14 protein-coding genes are annotated in these 15,669 nt (G+C 72.6%); 6 read left to right on the plus strand and 8 right to left on the minus strand.

The window, feature by feature from the left end:
- The first annotated feature begins 72 nt into the window (after nt 1-72).
- Nucleotides 73-1,368, plus strand: a complete 1,296-nt coding sequence (locus tag ACN26Y_RS10075; RefSeq protein ID WP_230689046.1) for an AI-2E family transporter — start codon at nt 73-75, stop codon at nt 1,366-1,368.
- 16 nt (nt 1,369-1,384) lie between these two features.
- Here ACN26Y_RS10075 and ACN26Y_RS10080 read toward each other — a convergent pair whose 3' ends face one another.
- Nucleotides 1,385-3,496: an ATP-dependent DNA helicase gene (locus ACN26Y_RS10080; protein ID WP_155330043.1), complete on the minus strand. Its 2,112-nt coding sequence runs from the start codon at nt 3,494-3,496 to the stop codon at nt 1,385-1,387.
- Nucleotides 3,497-3,623: 127 nt separating this feature from the next.
- Here ACN26Y_RS10080 and ACN26Y_RS10085 point away from each other — a divergent pair, with 127 nt between their 5' ends.
- The gene (locus ACN26Y_RS10085) at nt 3,624-4,130 is read left to right on the plus strand and encodes a DUF402 domain-containing protein (protein ID WP_155330044.1); all 507 of its coding nucleotides are present in this window, start codon (nt 3,624-3,626) and stop codon (nt 4,128-4,130) included.
- Nucleotides 4,131-4,182: 52 nt separating this feature from the next.
- Here ACN26Y_RS10085 and sigJ read toward each other — a convergent pair whose 3' ends face one another.
- Nucleotides 4,183-5,148, minus strand: coding sequence for an RNA polymerase sigma factor SigJ (sigJ, locus tag ACN26Y_RS10090; protein WP_155330045.1), 966 nt, complete (start codon nt 5,146-5,148; stop codon nt 4,183-4,185).
- 133 nt (nt 5,149-5,281) lie between these two features.
- Between sigJ and ACN26Y_RS10095 the strand changes: the two genes are divergently transcribed.
- The 3 genes from ACN26Y_RS10095 to ACN26Y_RS10105 all read left to right on the plus strand — a co-directional run bounded on the left by ACN26Y_RS10095 (nt 5,282) and on the right by ACN26Y_RS10105 (nt 8,030).
- Complete coding sequence (locus tag ACN26Y_RS10095) at nt 5,282-6,277, plus strand: PPK2 family polyphosphate kinase (RefSeq protein WP_230688945.1); 996 nt, start codon at nt 5,282-5,284, stop codon at nt 6,275-6,277.
- A gap of 117 nt (nt 6,278-6,394) precedes the next feature.
- On the plus strand, nt 6,395-7,021 hold the full coding sequence (locus ACN26Y_RS10100) for a DUF47 domain-containing protein (protein ID WP_155330046.1): 627 nt from the start codon (nt 6,395-6,397) through the stop codon (nt 7,019-7,021).
- Nucleotides 7,022-7,025: 4 nt separating this feature from the next.
- Nucleotides 7,026-8,030: an inorganic phosphate transporter gene (locus ACN26Y_RS10105; RefSeq protein WP_155330047.1), complete on the plus strand. Its 1,005-nt coding sequence runs from the start codon at nt 7,026-7,028 to the stop codon at nt 8,028-8,030.
- A 61-nt stretch (nt 8,031-8,091) separates the two neighbouring features.
- Here ACN26Y_RS10105 and ACN26Y_RS10110 read toward each other — a convergent pair whose 3' ends face one another.
- Nucleotides 8,092-9,060: a Gfo/Idh/MocA family protein gene (locus ACN26Y_RS10110; protein ID WP_155330048.1), complete on the minus strand. Its 969-nt coding sequence runs from the start codon at nt 9,058-9,060 to the stop codon at nt 8,092-8,094.
- Nucleotides 9,061-9,206: 146 nt separating this feature from the next.
- Between ACN26Y_RS10110 and ACN26Y_RS10115 the strand changes: the two genes are divergently transcribed.
- Nucleotides 9,207-10,040, plus strand: a complete 834-nt coding sequence (locus tag ACN26Y_RS10115; RefSeq protein ID WP_155330049.1) for an NUDIX hydrolase — start codon at nt 9,207-9,209, stop codon at nt 10,038-10,040.
- Between the two features lie 95 nt (nt 10,041-10,135).
- Here ACN26Y_RS10115 and pstB read toward each other — a convergent pair whose 3' ends face one another.
- The 5 genes from pstB to pstS (ACN26Y_RS10140) all read right to left on the minus strand — a co-directional run bounded on the left by pstB (nt 10,136) and on the right by pstS (ACN26Y_RS10140) (nt 15,667).
- Entirely contained in the window at nt 10,136-10,912 is a 777-nt protein-coding gene (pstB, locus tag ACN26Y_RS10120; protein WP_155334021.1) for a phosphate ABC transporter ATP-binding protein PstB, read from the minus strand.
- 20 nt (nt 10,913-10,932) lie between these two features.
- A complete protein-coding gene (pstA, locus tag ACN26Y_RS10125; RefSeq protein WP_155330050.1) occupies nt 10,933-12,024 on the minus strand; it encodes a phosphate ABC transporter permease PstA in 1,092 nt (363 codons plus the stop codon).
- Nucleotides 12,021-13,094, minus strand: coding sequence for a phosphate ABC transporter permease subunit PstC (gene pstC, locus ACN26Y_RS10130; protein WP_155330051.1), 1,074 nt, complete (start codon nt 13,092-13,094; stop codon nt 12,021-12,023). Before pstC ends, pstA begins: the two co-directional genes overlap by 4 nt.
- Nucleotides 13,095-13,138: 44 nt before the next feature.
- On the minus strand, nt 13,139-14,242 hold the full coding sequence (pstS, locus tag ACN26Y_RS10135) for a phosphate ABC transporter substrate-binding protein PstS (RefSeq protein ID WP_155330052.1): 1,104 nt from the start codon (nt 14,240-14,242) through the stop codon (nt 13,139-13,141).
- Between the two features lie 294 nt (nt 14,243-14,536).
- Nucleotides 14,537-15,667: a phosphate ABC transporter substrate-binding protein PstS gene (gene pstS, locus ACN26Y_RS10140; protein ID WP_155330053.1), complete on the minus strand. Its 1,131-nt coding sequence runs from the start codon at nt 15,665-15,667 to the stop codon at nt 14,537-14,539.
- Between the last annotated feature and the right edge of the window lie 2 nt (nt 15,668-15,669).

Below are 15,669 nucleotides of genomic sequence, written 5' to 3' on the forward strand. Positions count from 1 at the left end.
ATCCTGTCCGACCTGACGCCCCGGCCGGTGACGGCTTCTCCCCAGGAGGTGCGCTTGAGCCGCTTCGAGCGGATGCGCGGACAGCTCCGCCGCGCGTACCAGTCGGGCCGGGAGTCGGTGCGCACCCGGCGCGCGGCAGCCGAGGCCCGCCGTACGCAGGACGTGCCCGAGCCGGCCGGCACCGCCTCGCCGGCCTCGCCGGGCCCGGTGGCGCCTCCGGCGGCGACCGTCGTCGGTGCCGAACAGCCGGCCGCGCTGCACAACTCGACGACCAGCCGCGACGACGCGGACGTACCGCACGGGCTGCGCATCGCCGCCGCCTGGTCGTGGCGGCTGATCGTGATCGGCATCGTCGCGTGGGCACTGCTGAGGATCGTCGGCCAGATCCGGATCGTCATCATTCCGCTGGCCATCGCCCTGCTCCTGTCGGCGCTGCTCGCGCCGGCGGTGGGCTGGCTGCTGCGGGCGCGACTGCCGAGGTCCCTGGCGACCGCCGTGGTGCTGGTGGGCGGGCTCGCCGGGGTGATCGGCACGCTGACCCTGGTGGTCAACGAGTTCATCCAGGGCGTGCCGAAGCTGAGCGAGAAGTCCTCCCAGGGCGTACGGCAGATCCAGGACTGGCTGAAGACCGGGCCGCTGCACCTCTCGGACGGCCAGTTGGACGCCTACATCGACGAGGCCGAGGCCTGGGTCGAGAGCAACACCCAGACCTTCACCAGCGGGGCGCTCTCCACCGCCGCCACCCTCGCCGAGGTGCTGACCGGCACCGTGCTGGTCCTCTTCGCGACGTTCTTCTTCCTCCGCGACGGCAACCGGATCTGGCGCTTCCTGGTGCGGCTGCTGCCGGTGGGTGCCCGCTGGAAGGTCGACGACGCCGGCCGCGCGTCCTGGCAGACGCTCGGCGCGTACGTCCGCGCCACCGTGCTGGTCGCCTTCATCGACGCGGTCGGCATCGGGATCTTCCTGGTCGTCTTCGACATCCCGTTCGCGTTCCCGCTCGCCGCGCTGGTCTTCCTCGCCTCGTTCATCCCGATCGTCGGCGCCACGCTGTCGGGCGGCGTCGCGGTGCTCGTCGCCCTGGTGGACAGCGGCCTGATCACCGCGTTGATCATCCTCGGCGCGGTGATCGGCGTGCAGCAGCTCGAGGGGCACGTGCTCCAGCCGCTGATCATGGGACGGGCGGTGGCCATCCACCCCCTCGCGGTGATCGTCGGCATCGCCGCCGGTGTGGTGCTGGCCGGGATCACCGGGGCGCTGGTCGCCGTTCCGCTGATCGCCGTGCTGAACACGGCCGTCCGCCGGCTCGCCGCCCGTACCGTCCCGGACACCCCACCCGACGCCGTCGTGGTGGCGAGCCAGGCCCCCTGACCGGGGGCGGGGCCGGTCAGGACCTCGCGAGGCGTTCCAGGGCGCCGCGGGCCACGTCGGGGCGGGTCGTGTACCAGAACGGGGGCAGGGACCGGCGCAGGAACGGGCCGTACCCCCGGGCGGTCTCCAGCCGGGAGTCGAGCACCGCGACGACGCCCCGGTCGGCGGTGGCCCGGATGAGCCGGCCGACCCCCTGCGCGAGCCGGACGGCGGCGATCGGCACGCTCACCGCCGCGAACCCCGACCCGCCGGTCGCGTCCACCGCCGCGGCGCGGGCGGCGGCGAGCGGCTCGTCCGGCCGGGGGAAGGGCAGCCGGTCGATGACCACCAGCTGGCAGGAGTCGCCGGGCACGTCCACCCCCTGCCAGAGCGACATCACCCCGAACAGGCAGCTCGCCCGCTCCTCGCGGAACCGGCGGACCAGCAGCGGCAGCGCCTCCTCGCCCTGGAGCAGCACCGGCAGGTCGGTGCGCGCGCGCAGCAGCTCCGCCGCCTGCTGGGCGGCCCGCCGGGAGGAGAAGAGCCCGAGCGTACGCCCACCGAGCGCCTCGACCAGCCCGAGCAGCTCCTCGCCGGCGGCGTCCGGCAGCCCGGAGGCGCTGGGCCGGGGCAGGTGTGCCGCGACGTACAGGATGCCCTGCCGGGCGTAGTCGAACGGGGAGCCCACGTCGAGCGACCGCCAGCCGGGCCCGGAGGTGACCGGCGCGGCCGGCTCGGCGGCGCGTCCCCCGCGGGCGGCGGTGGCGAGCGCGCCGGCGGCCGGTGAGGGCGGTGTGGTGGGAACGTCCAGGCCGAGTGCCCGGGCCACGGTGTCGAAGCGCCCGCCCAGGGTCAGCGTCGCGGAGGTGGCGACGACGGTGCGCTCCTCGTACAGGTGGGTGGCGAGGGTGCCGGCCACCGAGAGCGGGGCGACCACCAGCGCCCGCCGCCCGCTGGCGTCGTTCCGCTCCACCCACGCCACGTCGTGGTCGGCCTCCTCCAGCAGCCGCTGCGCCGTGGTCGACAGCTCGTCGAGCGCCGCCTTGGCCTGCTGCTTGCGGACCGGGTCCGAGTCGTCGGCCTTGACGTCCCCGATCGCGTCGAGCGCGGCCCGGGTGGCGGCGTCGAGCAGCGTGCACGCCTCCCGCAGCGGGCCCGGCAGCCCGGCGGTGAGCCGCCCGGCCGGCGCCTCGGCCAGCCCGACCGCCAGCGCGTCGCCGGCGGCGGTGAGCGCGTCGGCGGTCTCCGGCCGCAACAGCGGCCGCGCCCGCCGGGTGGACCGGTCGATCAGCTCGGGCACCAGCTCCGCCTGGGCGGCGGAGGAGACCCGGTCGGCCAGCTCGTGCGCCTCGTCCACGACGAGCAGCTTGTGCGGCGGCACGATCTGCCGCCCGGCCAGCATGTCCACCGCGAGCAGGCTGTGGTTGGTCACCACGACGTCGGCCTCCCGGGCCCGGGCCCGGGACGCCTCGGCGAAGCACTCGGCGCCGAACGGACAGCGGGCGGCGCCCACGCACTCCCGCGCCGGCATCGACACCAGCCGCCAGGCCTGGTCGTCGACGCCCGGATCCAGCTCGTCGCGGTCACCGGTGTCGGTCTTCTCGGCCCAGTCGCGCAGCCGCTGGACCTGCTTGCCGAGCCGGCCCGCCTCGCCGAGCCACTTGGTGCCCCCGGCGGGCCGGGGCGCGTCGAAGAGGGTGTCGCCGGGGTCCTCCTCGGTGGAGCTGTCCAGGCGGGCCAGGCAGAGGTAGTGGTGGCGCCCCTTCAGCACGGCGAAGGTGGGGCGCCGGCCCAGCAGCGGCTCGACCGCGTCGGCCAGCCGGGGCAGGTCGTGGTCGACGAGTTGGGACTGGAGCGCCAGGGTCGCGGTCGAGATGACCACCGGGCCGTCGACCGTCAGCGCGGGCGCCAGGTACGCCAGCGACTTGCCGGTGCCGGTGCCGGCCTGCACCAGGAGGTGCTCGCGGGCCGCCACGGCCGCCTCGATCGCCGTGGTCATCTCCTGCTGGCCGGGTCGCGCGGCGCCGCCGGGGACCGCGCCGACCGCCGCCGCGAGCAGCTCCGCAGCGGTCGCCCGGGCACCCGACCGCCGGCCACCGGAACGGGACGAGGGGCTGGCGGGGCCGGTGGCGGTGCGGGGCGGGGTCACCGTGCGACGGTACCCGTCGCCGCCGACAGGCGGCGTCCGCCGGGGCGGCGTGGCGTCGTCACGGTACGGCCGTGCCCGGTTACTTCCCTCCCGCGTCCGTTGAGCCGAATCGGCTAGGGTGCCAGACATGCCGAGCGACGTGGTCCGCGTGATCTACCGCAAGTACGACGGCAGCGCTCACCGTGACTACCCGGCCCGCCGGCTGACCGAGGACGACCTCGGCGTCTGGCTCGGGGTGACGGCCGGCACCCCCTCGGTCTACCACGGCCGCCCCTCCGTCGAGCAGATCCCGTTCGTGCTCCTGGTGCCGCACCACGCCTGGTGGACGGGCATGTTCAACCCGCCGCCGCGCACCAGTGAGGTCTACTGCGACATCGCCAGCCCGGCCCGCTGGGAGGACGACGACACCGTCCACCTGATCGACCTCGACCTCGACGTGGTGCGTCGGCGCGGCACCGGCCTGGTCGAGTTGCGGGACGAGGACGAGTTCGCCGAGCACCGCGAGCGGTTCGGCTACCCGGACGAGGTGGTCGTCGAGGCGCAGGCGGCGGCCCGCTGGCTGTTCGGCGCGCTCGGCGACGGCACCGAGCCGTTCGCCACCTCGTACCGGAAGTGGCTCGCCCTGGTCGTGTGAGCCGGCCGGGGCGGGTGCCGGCCGGCCAGGACCGTGCCGGCCCGCGGCGGCGTCACCAGCGTGGCGGCCAGGTGTCCTCGGGCCCGAGCGGCGCCAGGTCGCGGAGCTTGTCCGGGTTGAGCTGGTTGAAGATGCCGGTGACCCGGCCGTCCTCCACGGCGAGGGCACTGACGATGCGCAGCGGTCGCCCGTCCCGGAAGACGGTCTCCGACTGGAGCCCGAGCACCCCGTCGACCAGCACCGGACGGGTCCGCAGGGTGGCGCCGTAACGGCCGGCCTGGCCGAACACGCCCAGGACGAAGCGGCCGACCTTGTCGGCGCCGTACACGGGCCTGGTGCCGGCCGGGAAGTGCCCGCCGCCGTCGCCGATCAGCACCACGTCCGGCGCGAGGACCTTCAGCAGCGCGTCCAGCTTCCCGGACTCGGCGGCGGCGGCGAACGCCTCGACGACGCGGCGCTGCTCGGCCGCGTCCGCGGTCTGCCGGGGCGCCTCGGGAGCGCTGACGGCCCGGCGGGCCCGGGACGCCAACTGGCGGGCGGCGGCGTCCGTGGTGCCGAGCACCTCGGCGACCCGGGCGAACGGGACGGCGAAGACGTCGTGCAGCACGAACGCGACCCGCTGCTCGGGGCTGAGCCGTTCCAGTACGACCATCAGGGCGGTGCCGACCTGGTCGGTGCGGACCGCCCGCTCGGCCGGGTCGGGGGCGAATCCGTCGCTGCGGGGAGGCGCGTCGAGCGGCGTCACCACCGGCTCCGGCAACCACTGACCGGGGTACGCCTCCCGGCGTACCCGGGCGGAGCGCAGCACGTCGAGGCAGATCCGCGCGCAGGTGGTGGTCAGCCAGGCGCCGAGCTGGCGGATCTCGGCGCGGGCCGCCGGGTCGGCGAGGACGGCCGCGTACCGGAGCCAGGTCTCCTGCACCGCGTCCTCGGCCTCGCTGCGGCTGCCGAGCATCCGGTACGCGACCGCGGTCAGTCGCCCCCGCTCGGCCTCGAACTCGGTCACCAGATCCGTCACGCGCCCGCCTCTCTCCCCGCGGACATCGATTCTCCCGCCCCCAGGACGATCCGGCCGACCCGATCGTGACACGTGTTCCGCCGAGCGGAACGCTCGTCGAGCGCTCCGGGGTGAGCTGGGTGATGATCCGGGGATGAGTGGGATCGACGAGGTCGACGTGGTGCCGCCCGTGGACGGGCCGATGCGGGACCTCCTGCGGGTCGGCCCGGATGGTCTGGGCGCGGTCGATCCGGGGTCGACGCCCGGGCTGCCGGGGCGTGCGGTGACGGGCGAGGACCGCAAGGGCTGGGCCCGGGCGCAGGTCCGGCTGCTCGGTGACGATCTGGCCCGCCGGCAGGAGATGCTGTTCGCCACCGCGAAGGCCCGGGCCGGCGCGGCGGCCGCAGCTTCGGGTGGTACGGAGGCCGTGGCGGGTGCGAGTGCCGGGGCGGCGGGTGCGCCCCGGGTGCTGCTCGTGCTCCAGGCGATGGACTGCGGTGGCAAGGACGGCACGGTGAAGCGGGTGGCCGGCGCGATGAACCCGCTCGGCCTCCACATCCGGTCGTTCGGCCCGCCCACGCCCGAGGAACTGCGGCACGACTTCCTGTGGCGCATCCGGCGGGCGCTGCCGCCGCCGGGGTACGTGGGCGTCTTCAACCGGTCGCACTACGAGGACGTGCTGGTCGCCCGGGTCGAGTCGCTGGTGCCGGAGGCGACCTGGCGGGCCCGGTACGACGAGATCAACGCCTTCGAGCGGGAACTGGTCGGCGCCGGGATGGCCCTGGTCAAGGTGCTGCTGCACATCTCGTACGACGAACAGGGCCGGCGGCTGCTGCAACGCCTGGACGACCCCCGCAAGCACTGGAAGTACGACCCGTCCGACATCGACGCCCGGGCCCGCTGGGACGACTACCAGAGCGCGTACGCGGAGGCGCTGAGCCGGTGCGGCACGGACGCGGCGCCCTGGTACGTGGTGCCCGCTGACCGGAAGTGGTACCGGGACTGGGCGGTCGCGCACCTGTTGCGTGAGACGTTCGACACTCTCGCTCTCGGGTATCCGGCTGCCGATTTCGACGTCCAGCGGGAACGGGAGCGGCTGTTGGGGTTTGAGGAAACGAATGAAGGTGAACGGAAGGTGAACGAGCAGTGAATGCCGCCTGGCCAGTGGTAGGCCGGCGAATTCCTTGATCCGGGGACACCTAGCATTCCCAGGCGGGCGCCCCCGGGGCGGCCACCACCCTTCCACCGACACGACGAGGTCCCGGCTGTGAAGTTTTCCTTCCGCCCGAACGAGGGCGCCTTCTACGAGCTCTTCACCAGGGCCGCGCACAACCTGGTGCGGGGCACCGAGCTCCTCAACGAGCTGGCTCTCCCCGGTGTGGAGGTGCAGTCGGTGAGCGAGCGGCTGACCGAGGTCGAGCACGACAGCGACCAGATCACCCACGAGCTGTTCAAGAAGATCAACTCCACCTTCATCACCCCGTTCGACCGGGAGGACATCTACCGGTTGGGCTCCCAGCTGGACGACGTGATGGACCACCTGGAGGCGGTCGGCAACCTGCTCTACCTCTACGGCCTGACCAAGCTCCCCTCGCTGCCGCGGGAGATGCACGAGCTGGTCAACGTCCTCGACCAGCAGGCGAAGCTGACCGCCGAGGCGATGCCCCGGCTGAAGACCATGAAGGCCCTCGAGGACTACTGGATCGAGTGCAACCGACTCGAGAACGACGGCGACCAGGCGTACCGGATGCTGCTGGTCCGCCTCTTCTCCGGCGAGTACGACGCGCTGACCGTGCTGAAGATGAAGGAGGTCGCCGACGAGCTGGAGGCCGCCTGCGACGCCTTCGAGCACGTGGCGAACACCGTCGAGACCATCGCGGTCAAGGAGTCCTGATCCTGTGAGTCCCGAACTCATCGCCGTGCTGGCGGTGATCGCGGTGGCGCTGGTGTTCGACTACACCAACGGCTTCCACGACGCCGCCAACGCGATCGCGACCAGCATCTCCACCCGGGCGCTGACACCCCGGGTGGCCCTGGCCATGGCGGCGGTCGGCAACTTCATCGGCGCCCACTTCGGCGCCGAGGTGGCCAAGACCGTCGGCAGCGGGCTGGTCAAGCTACCCACCGGCCAGGCCAGCCTCGGCATCGTGTTCGCCGGTGTGATCGGCGCCATCGTCTGGAACCTGATCACCTGGTACTTCGGCCTGCCGTCGTCCTCCTCGCACGCCCTCATCGGCGGCCTGGTCGGCTCGACCATCGCCGCGTCCGGCACGGTGCTGTGGACCGGCATCGGCGAGAGCGTCATCATCCCGATGATCCTGTCGCCGATGGTCGGCTTCCTGCTCGGCTACATCGTGATGATCGCCGTGCAGTGGATCTTCCGGAAGGGGCACCCGGGCAAGCTCAACCGGGGCTTCCGCTGGGCGCAGACCGCCTCGGCCGCCGCCATGTCCGTCGGCCACGGCATGCAGGACGCCGCGAAGACCATCGGCATCGTGGTGCTCGCCCTCTACGTCGGCGGCTACCAGGACGACGCCACCTTCATCCCGGAGTGGGCGTTCTGGACCTCGGCCGCCGTCCTCGCCGCCGGCACGTACGCCGGTGGCTGGCGGATCATCCGGACGCTGGGGCGGAAGATCATCGACCTGCGCCCGCCGGAGGGCTTCGCCGCGGAGACCGTCGCCAGCTCGGTGCTGTACTTCAACGCGCTGGTGCTCGGCGCGCCGATCTCCACCACCCACACGATCACCTCGGCGATCATGGGTGTGGGCGCCACCAAGCGGCTCTCCGCCGTCCGGTGGGGCGTCGCCGGCAACATCATCGGCGCGTGGGTCCTGACCTTCCCCGCCGCCGGCTCCATCGGCGCCCTGATGTACTTCCTGGCCCGCCCCCTCTTCAGCTGAGGTGTTAGGAAGGGCCCCTTGTTAACGCCTCGCGTTGTGCAAGGGGCCCTTCCTAACACGTTCACACGTACTCGACGCCGATCCGGGCGCGGATGCCGTCCAGCAGGGCCATGACCTCGAGCGTCGTCGAGTGCGGGACCAGCGGGCTCTCCAGCAGGCCCTCCGCGAGGCAGCGCTGCACCTCGGCCGCCTCGTCCTGGTAGCCGTTGCCCACCAGCTCCGCGCCGATCGTCTCCGGTTCGGCGCCGGCCCGGTGCACGGTCACGAACCCCGGCCGGTAGAACGGCTCCGGGAGGTCCATCCGGCCGCCGGTACCGGTGATCGAGGCGGTCAGCGGCGTCACGCCGACCATGCCGCAGCTGAGCGTGGCGACCGCCCCCGACTCGTACCCGAGGACGATCCCGGTGTTCTCGTCCACACCTTCCGGGCTGATCTTCGCCCAGGCGTGGACGTGGTCCGGCACACCGAGCAGCAGGTGGGCCAGGCTGATCGGGTACACCCCGAGGTCCAGCAGCGCGCCGCCGCCGAGGGCGCGGGCCCGCATCCGGTGCTCCGGCGGGAACGGGCCGCCCACCCCGAAGTCGGCCCGCACGCTCGTGACCGTGCCGATCGCCCCGTCGGCGACCAGCTCGCACACCCGCCGGATCAGCGGGTTCGTCCGCATCCACATGGCCTCCATCAGGAAGACACCGGCCGCGCGCGCCGTCTCCACCAGCTCGCGGCTGGTGGCCAGGTCGAGCGTGAACGGCTTCTCCAGCAGCACCGCGCGCCCGGCCCGCAGGCAGGTCAGGGCGGCCTCGTGGTGGGCGGCGTGGGGGGTGGCCACGTAGACCACGTCCAGGTCGGGGTCCGCCGCCAGTTCCGACCAGGAGGCGTACGCCCGGGGTACGCCGTGCCGGCGCGCGAACCGCTCCGCGCTCTCGGCCGTCCGTGAACCGACCGCGACCAGTTCGGCGCCCGGTACCAGCCGGAGGTCTTCGGCGAAGCGCCCGGCGATGTGGCCGGTGGCGAGGATGCCCCATCGAGTCATGGCGGCCACGCTAGCGAAGACCCGCCGAGCGGCTGACGGCCGTTCCGGCAGCCGGGAACCAGGTCGTGCCGGGGCGGTGCCGGCCCTGCCGGGCGGGCCCGACGCAGGCCGGTGAGCGCTTCCGGGACATGCCCTAGGCTCGCCGCATGACGATCGACCCCGACGGCTTCCCCGCACCGCCGGCGCTCGTGGAGCACGCCCGCCGGTTCCACGCGGAGGGCGGCACCCCGGCGGTGCCCAGGGTGGCGGCCACCGTGCTGCTGCTCCGGCCGGCCGCAGCCGGCTTCGAGGTGTACCTGATCCGCCGGGTCGCCGCGATGGCCTTCGGCGGCATGTACGCCTTCCCCGGCGGCGGGGTCGACCCCTCGGACTCGCAGGCCCACGTGGGCTGGGCCGGGCCGGCCCCGGCCGAGTGGGGAGCCCGGCTCGGCCTGAGCCCGGAGGCCGCGCAGGCGGTGGTGTGCGCCGCCGCCCGGGAGGTCTTCGAGGAGGCGGGCGTCCTGCTCGCCGGCCCCGACGGCGACACCGTGGTGGGTGACGTCTCGGGGGACGACTGGGAGGCGGCCCGGGTCGCCCTGGAGGGGCGGCAGGTGGGCTTCGCCGACCTGCTCGCCGAACGCGGGCTCACCCTCCGGTCGGACCTGCTGCTGCCGTGGAGCCGGTGGATCACACCCGAGTTCGAGCCGCGCCGCTTCGACACGTACTTCTTCGTCGCCCTGCTCCCAACGGGGCAGCGGACGCGGCACGTCTCCGGGGAGGCCGACCGGACGCTGTGGATCCGACCGGCGGACGCCTGCGACCGGGCCGGGGACGGCGAGTTGACGATGCTCCCGCCCACGCTGGTCACCCTCGGCCAGGTCGCGGCGTGCGGGGACCTCGACGGCGTCGTGGCGGCCTCGGCCACCCGCGACCCCGCCACCCCGGTCACTCCCCACCTCGACGTCCGCCCCGACGGCGAGGCCCGCTTCGTTCTCGGCTGAGCGGGCCTCGAACGGCGAAAGAGTGGCCGTTCCTCGCGGGAACGGCCACTCTTTCCGTGGATCTGCGTGCGGGTCGTGGTGACCGGCAGTGCGGCTCAGCCGAAGCGGCCGGTGATGTAGTCCTCGGTCTTCTTCACGCTCGGATTGCTGAAGATCTTCTGCGTGTTGTCGTACTCGATGAGGCGGCCCGGGTCACCGGTCTTCTCGATGGAGAAGAACGCGGTCCGGTCCGACACCCGCGCGGCCTGCTGCATGTTGTGCGTGACGATGATGATCGTGAACTTGTCCTTGAGCTGGAACATCAGGTCCTCGATGGCCAGCGTCGAGATCGGGTCGAGCGCGGAGCAGGGCTCGTCCATCAGCACGACCTGCGGCTCGACCGCGATGGTGCGGGCGATGCAGAGCCGCTGCTGCTGACCGCCGGAGAGGCCGGCGCCGGGCTTGCCGAGCCGGTCCTTCACTTCGTCCCACAGGTTCGCCGAGCGGAGCGCCCTCTCGGCCGCCTCGTCCAGGATCGACTTGCGGCGCACGCCGTTGAGGCGCAGGCCGGCCACGACGTTCTCGTAGATGCTCATGGTCGGGAACGGGTTGGGGCGCTGGAAGACCATGCCGATCATGCGGCGGACGGCGGTGACGTCCACGTCGCGGTCGTAGACGTCCTGGCCGTCGATGGTCAGGCTGCCCTCGACGCGGGCGCCGGGGAGCACCTCGTGCATCCGGTTGATGGACCGCAGGAAGGTGGACTTGCCGCAGCCGGACGGCCCGATGAGGGCGGTGACCGTCTTCGGCTCGACGGTCAGGCTGATGTCCTCGATCGCCTTGAAACCGCCGTAGTACGCGGTGACCTTCGAGGCTTCGATGCGCTTCGCCATGGTGGTGGTACCTCCGGGGTTCATCGGCTGAGCCGGTTACGGCGGGCCAGCAACTTCGCCGCGATCGTCAGGATCAGCACGAGGGCGACCAGGGTGAGTGCCGCGGTCCACGCCCGTGCCGGCGCGTACCGGGACGCGTCACCGGCCTGCTGGTAGACGAAGAGGGCCAGCGACGACTGGTTGTTCTCGAACGGGTTGAAGTTGATCGCCGCGCCGCCGCCGGCGACGAGCAGCACCGGGGCCGTCTCGCCGGCCGCGCGGGCGATGGCGAGCATGACGCCGGTGACGATGCCCGGCAGCGCGGTCGGCAGGACGATCCGCAGGATCGTCTTCCACTTCGGTACGCCCAGGGCGTACGCGCCCTCGCGCAGCGGCGCGGGGACCAGGCGCAGCATCTCCTCCGTGGAGCGGACCACGGTCGGCAGCATCAGCACGCTCAGTGCCAGCGCGGCGGCGAAGCCGGAGAATCCCGGCCGCCCGGTGGAGCTGAAGTACGGCGAGACGATCAGCACCCAGAACGCCAGGATGAACAGGCCGGCGACGATGGACGGGATGCCGGTCATGACGTCGACGAAGAACCGGATCGCGAAGGCGAACTTGCCACGGCCGTACTCGACCACGTAGATCGCGCAGAGGATGCCGAGCGGCACGGTGATCAGGGTGGCGATACCGACCTGGATCAGGGTGCCGACGATGGCGTGGTACGCGCCGCCCTCCGGGTCCCGCGCCCCGATGTTGTTCATCGAGGTGAGGAAGAAGTTGGCGTCGAACCGCTCCAGACCCTTGCTGACCAGCGTCCAGACCACCGAGGCCAGCGGCAGCACCGCCAGCACGAACGCCGAGTGGATCAGGGCGCTCCAGGCGCGGTTGCGGGCCGACCGGCGACCCTCGACGGCGTTCGCCGCGGCGAAGAGCCCGGCCAGGTACAGCAGCGCGCCGACCACGACCACGAGGACCGGGCCGCCGATGCCGGTGCCGTACACGAGCGCGGCCGAGACCAGCAGCGCGGCGAGTGCGATGACCGGTGCCGCGTACTTCGGCAGCCGGCGGGCGCGCAGCGTCGGCGGCTGGGCCGGCGGGCGGGTGCGGTGCGAGGTGACGGTGGTGGTCATGCGGCCGACTCCGTGAACTCCCGGCGGCGGTAGATGATCGCCCGCGCGGTGATGTTGACGATCAGCGTGATGGCGAAGAGGACCAGACCGGAGGCGATCAGCGCGCCCCGACCCGTCTCGTTCGCCTCGCCGAACGCGTTGGCGATGTTGGCGGCGATCGTGTTGCCGCCGTTCTCGATCAGGTTGAACGAGATGCCGAAGGTGATGCCGAGGGTCAACGCGAGGGCGATCGTCTCGCCCAGCGCGCGGCCGAGGCCGAGCATCACCGCGGCGATGATGCCGGGGCGGCCGTAGGGGAGCACTGCGGTGCGCAGCATCTCCCAGCGGGTGGCGCCCAGCGCGAGGGCGGCCTCCTCGTTGGCCGTCGGCGTCTGAAGGAACACCTCGCGCGAGAGCGACGTGATGATCGGCAACACCATGATGGCCAGCACCAGGGCGCCGAGCAGGATCGACCGCCCGAACGGCCCGTCGCCCCCGAAGAGCGGGATCCAGCTGAAGTATTCGTTCAGCCAGACCGAGAAGTCGCGAACCGGGTTGATGAACACCTCGCGACCCCAGAGGCCGAAGACGACGCTGGGCACGGCCGCCAGCAGGTCGATCAGGAAGCCGAGGGTGGTGCCCACCCGGCGCGGCGCGTAGTGCGAGAGGTAGAGCGCGATGCCCAGGGCGATCGGCACCGCGATGAGCAGTGCGAGTGCGGAGCTGAGCACGGTGCCGAAGGCGAGCGCGCCGATGCCGAACTTCGGCTCGGGGTCGTTGGGGAACCAGCCCTCGAACGTCCAGAAGTTCTCGGTGTTCGCCTGCAGGGCCGGCACGGCCTTGGCGATCAGGAAGACCGCGATCGCCGCGATGATGACGAGCACGGCGGTCCCGGCGGCCACGGTGAGACCGCGGAAGGCCCGCTCGGCGCCGAACCTGCGGGCACGCGGCAAGGCGCCGCCGCCACCCAGCCCCGGCCCGTCCGGGGTGCGAAGTGGTGCCTCGGCCACACGCGCCGAGGCACCGGCGGACCACCCGTGAGTGGTTCCGCCGGTGCCGGCGTTGGCCGAGCGGGGAGGGATGTCACCCATCAGCTCGCTCGCTCCGATTGAGATACGTGGTGGTGTCGGTCAGGTCAGGAGAGGCTCTTGACCGCGGTCTCGACCTTGGTGCGGACGCTGTCCGGCAGCGGGGCGTAGCCCAGCTCGGTCAGCTCCGACTGGCCCTCGGTGCTGGCCGCGTAGCCGAGGAAGCCCTTGATCAGCGGGAGCTTGTCGGCGGCGTGGCCCTTCTCGCAGACGATCTCGTACGTCACCAGGACGATCGGGTACGCCCCGGCCTCCTTGGTGTTGTAGTCGATCTTCATCTTGAGGTCGTTGCCCTGGCCCTCGACCGCGGCGCCCTGGATGGTCTTGCCGGCCGCCTCCGCGGTCAGCTCGGCGAACTCGCCGGCGCCGTTACCGATCTTGGCGATGCCCAGGCTGGCGTTCTCGGCGAACGACCACTCCATGTAGCCGATGGCGCCGTCGGCCTGCTTGACCGCGCTGGCCACGCCGTCCGAGCCCTTGGCGCCGGTGCCGCCCGGGGCCTTCCACTCCTTGGCCTTGCCGAAGGTCCAGTCGGCCTCGGCGGTCTTGGAGAGGAAGTCGGTGAAGTTGTCGGTGGTGCCGGACGAGTCCGACCGGTGCACGGTCTGGATGGTGGTGGCCGGCAGCTTGGCGTCCGGGTTGTCCGCCTTGATGGCCGCGTCGTCCCACTTGGTGATCTTGCCAGCGAAGATCTTGGCCAGGGTGGCCGGCTTCAGCTGGAGGTTGTCCACACCGCTGACGTTGTGGGCGACGGCGACCGGGCCGATCACCATCGGCAGGTTGATCGCCTTGCCGGTGGCGCAGCGGGCGTCGGCCTTGGGCTGCTGGTCCTCCTTCAACGCCGAGTCCGAGCCGGCGAAGTCGGCGGTGCCGGCGATGAAGGCCTCGATCCCGGCGCCGGAGCCGGAGGGCTCGTAGTTGATCGTGGTGCCCTGGCACTTCTGCTGGTACGCCTTGATCCACTCGGACACGGCGTTCTTCTGCGCCGAGGAGCCCTGGGCGTTCAGCGTGCCGGTGGCGCAGTCGGCCGCGGCGGACGACCCGGAGGCCGACGGGTTGGCAGGCTCGTTGTTGTCCGAGCCGCATGCACTGAGAGCGAGCGTCGCGGTAAGAGCGAGGCAGGCGAGAGTGCCGTGCCGCTGGAGCTTCACCTGAGGGGTTTCCCTTCACGTCTGACTGGCTTGGCGGCCCCGGGTTGGGGGCCGGGGAGCCGGCACGCTGACCGGCATGGCCCAAAAGCTAGGAGTGCCAGGTGACTGGTTCGCCGGTCACAAGTGAACGGAAGGTGAACACGTGCGACCCTCGTGGTGGCCGGTCGCTGAGGGTGAGTTGTCCGTTTAGTGAACTGGGCTGCCACTGTCGGAAGTATGAGCATTTTTCCGGCAGTCCGTTACCGCGCGGAGTCGTGGCCGTTATCCGGCGGTGATGCGGGGTGACGGCCCGGGTCACGAGATCCGGGCCACCTCGGCGGCCACCCGTCGGCGCAGCGGCTCCGGCAGCGCCGCGTAGCCCAGCTCCGTGATGAGCCGCTGCCCCTCCGCGCTGGCCGCCCACCCCAGGAAGCCACGCACCAGCGGCACCTCGTCGGCGGCCAGCCCGCGGTCGCAGACGAACTCGTACGTCACCAGCACGATCGGGTACGCCCCGGCGGCCCGCGTTCCGGTGTCGACGTCGACCCGCAGGTCGCCGGCCGGCTCGGGGACGGCCTGCACGGCGGCCTGCGCCGACGGGGCTACGAACCCGCCGGACGCGTTGCGGATCCGCGCCACCGCCAGGCCCTCCGTCCGGGCGTACGACAACTCCAGGTAGCCGATCGCGCCGTCGGTGTCCTGGACCGCCTCGGCCAGCCGCTCCGACCCCTCGGCGCCGACACCGCCCGACGCCGGCCACTCCCGGTCGGAGCCGAGCGTCCACTCCGCCGGAGCCGCCTCCGACAGGAAGGCGGTGAACGTCTCCGTGGTGCCGGACTCGTCCGCCCGGTGGACGGCGTGGACCGGAGTCGGGGGCAGTTGCACTCCCGGGTTGTCCGCGCGGATCGCCGGATCGTCCCACCGCTCGATCCCGCCCGCGAAGATCCGGGCGAGGAGAGCCGGACTCAGCCGCAGCTCCGGTAGGCCGCCGACCCGGTAGGCGACGGCCACCGGGCCGATCACCATCGGCAGGCTGACCACCCGACCGCCCGAACACTGTGCGTCGGCCTGGACCTGCTCCTTCGCGTCGAGCAACGACTCGCTGCCGGCGAAGTCCGCCATGCCGGCGACCAGTGCCTTGATGCCCGCGCCCGAGCCGGACGGCTCGTAGTTGATGGTCGAGCCGGGACACGACCGCTGGTACGCGCGGATCCACCGCTCCATGGCGTTGCGCTGCGCGGAGGAGCCCTGGGCGTCGAGGGTGCCGGCGGCGCAGAACACCTCGGGCACCGGGCCGTCCGGCCGGGCCGGCGCGCACCCGGCGAGCAGCAGCGCGAGGCACGCCCCGGCCTGGGCCAGGGCCGCTGCGGCCGGGGCCGGGCGCCACCGGCGTCGGCGGCCGGTGGACGGACGGCCCCCGGAGCCACTCGCCCGCCGGCCGCCCACGA

The organism is Micromonospora sp. WMMD558 (assembly GCF_049315255.1).
GTDB lineage: Bacteria > Actinomycetota > Actinomycetes > Mycobacteriales > Micromonosporaceae > Micromonospora.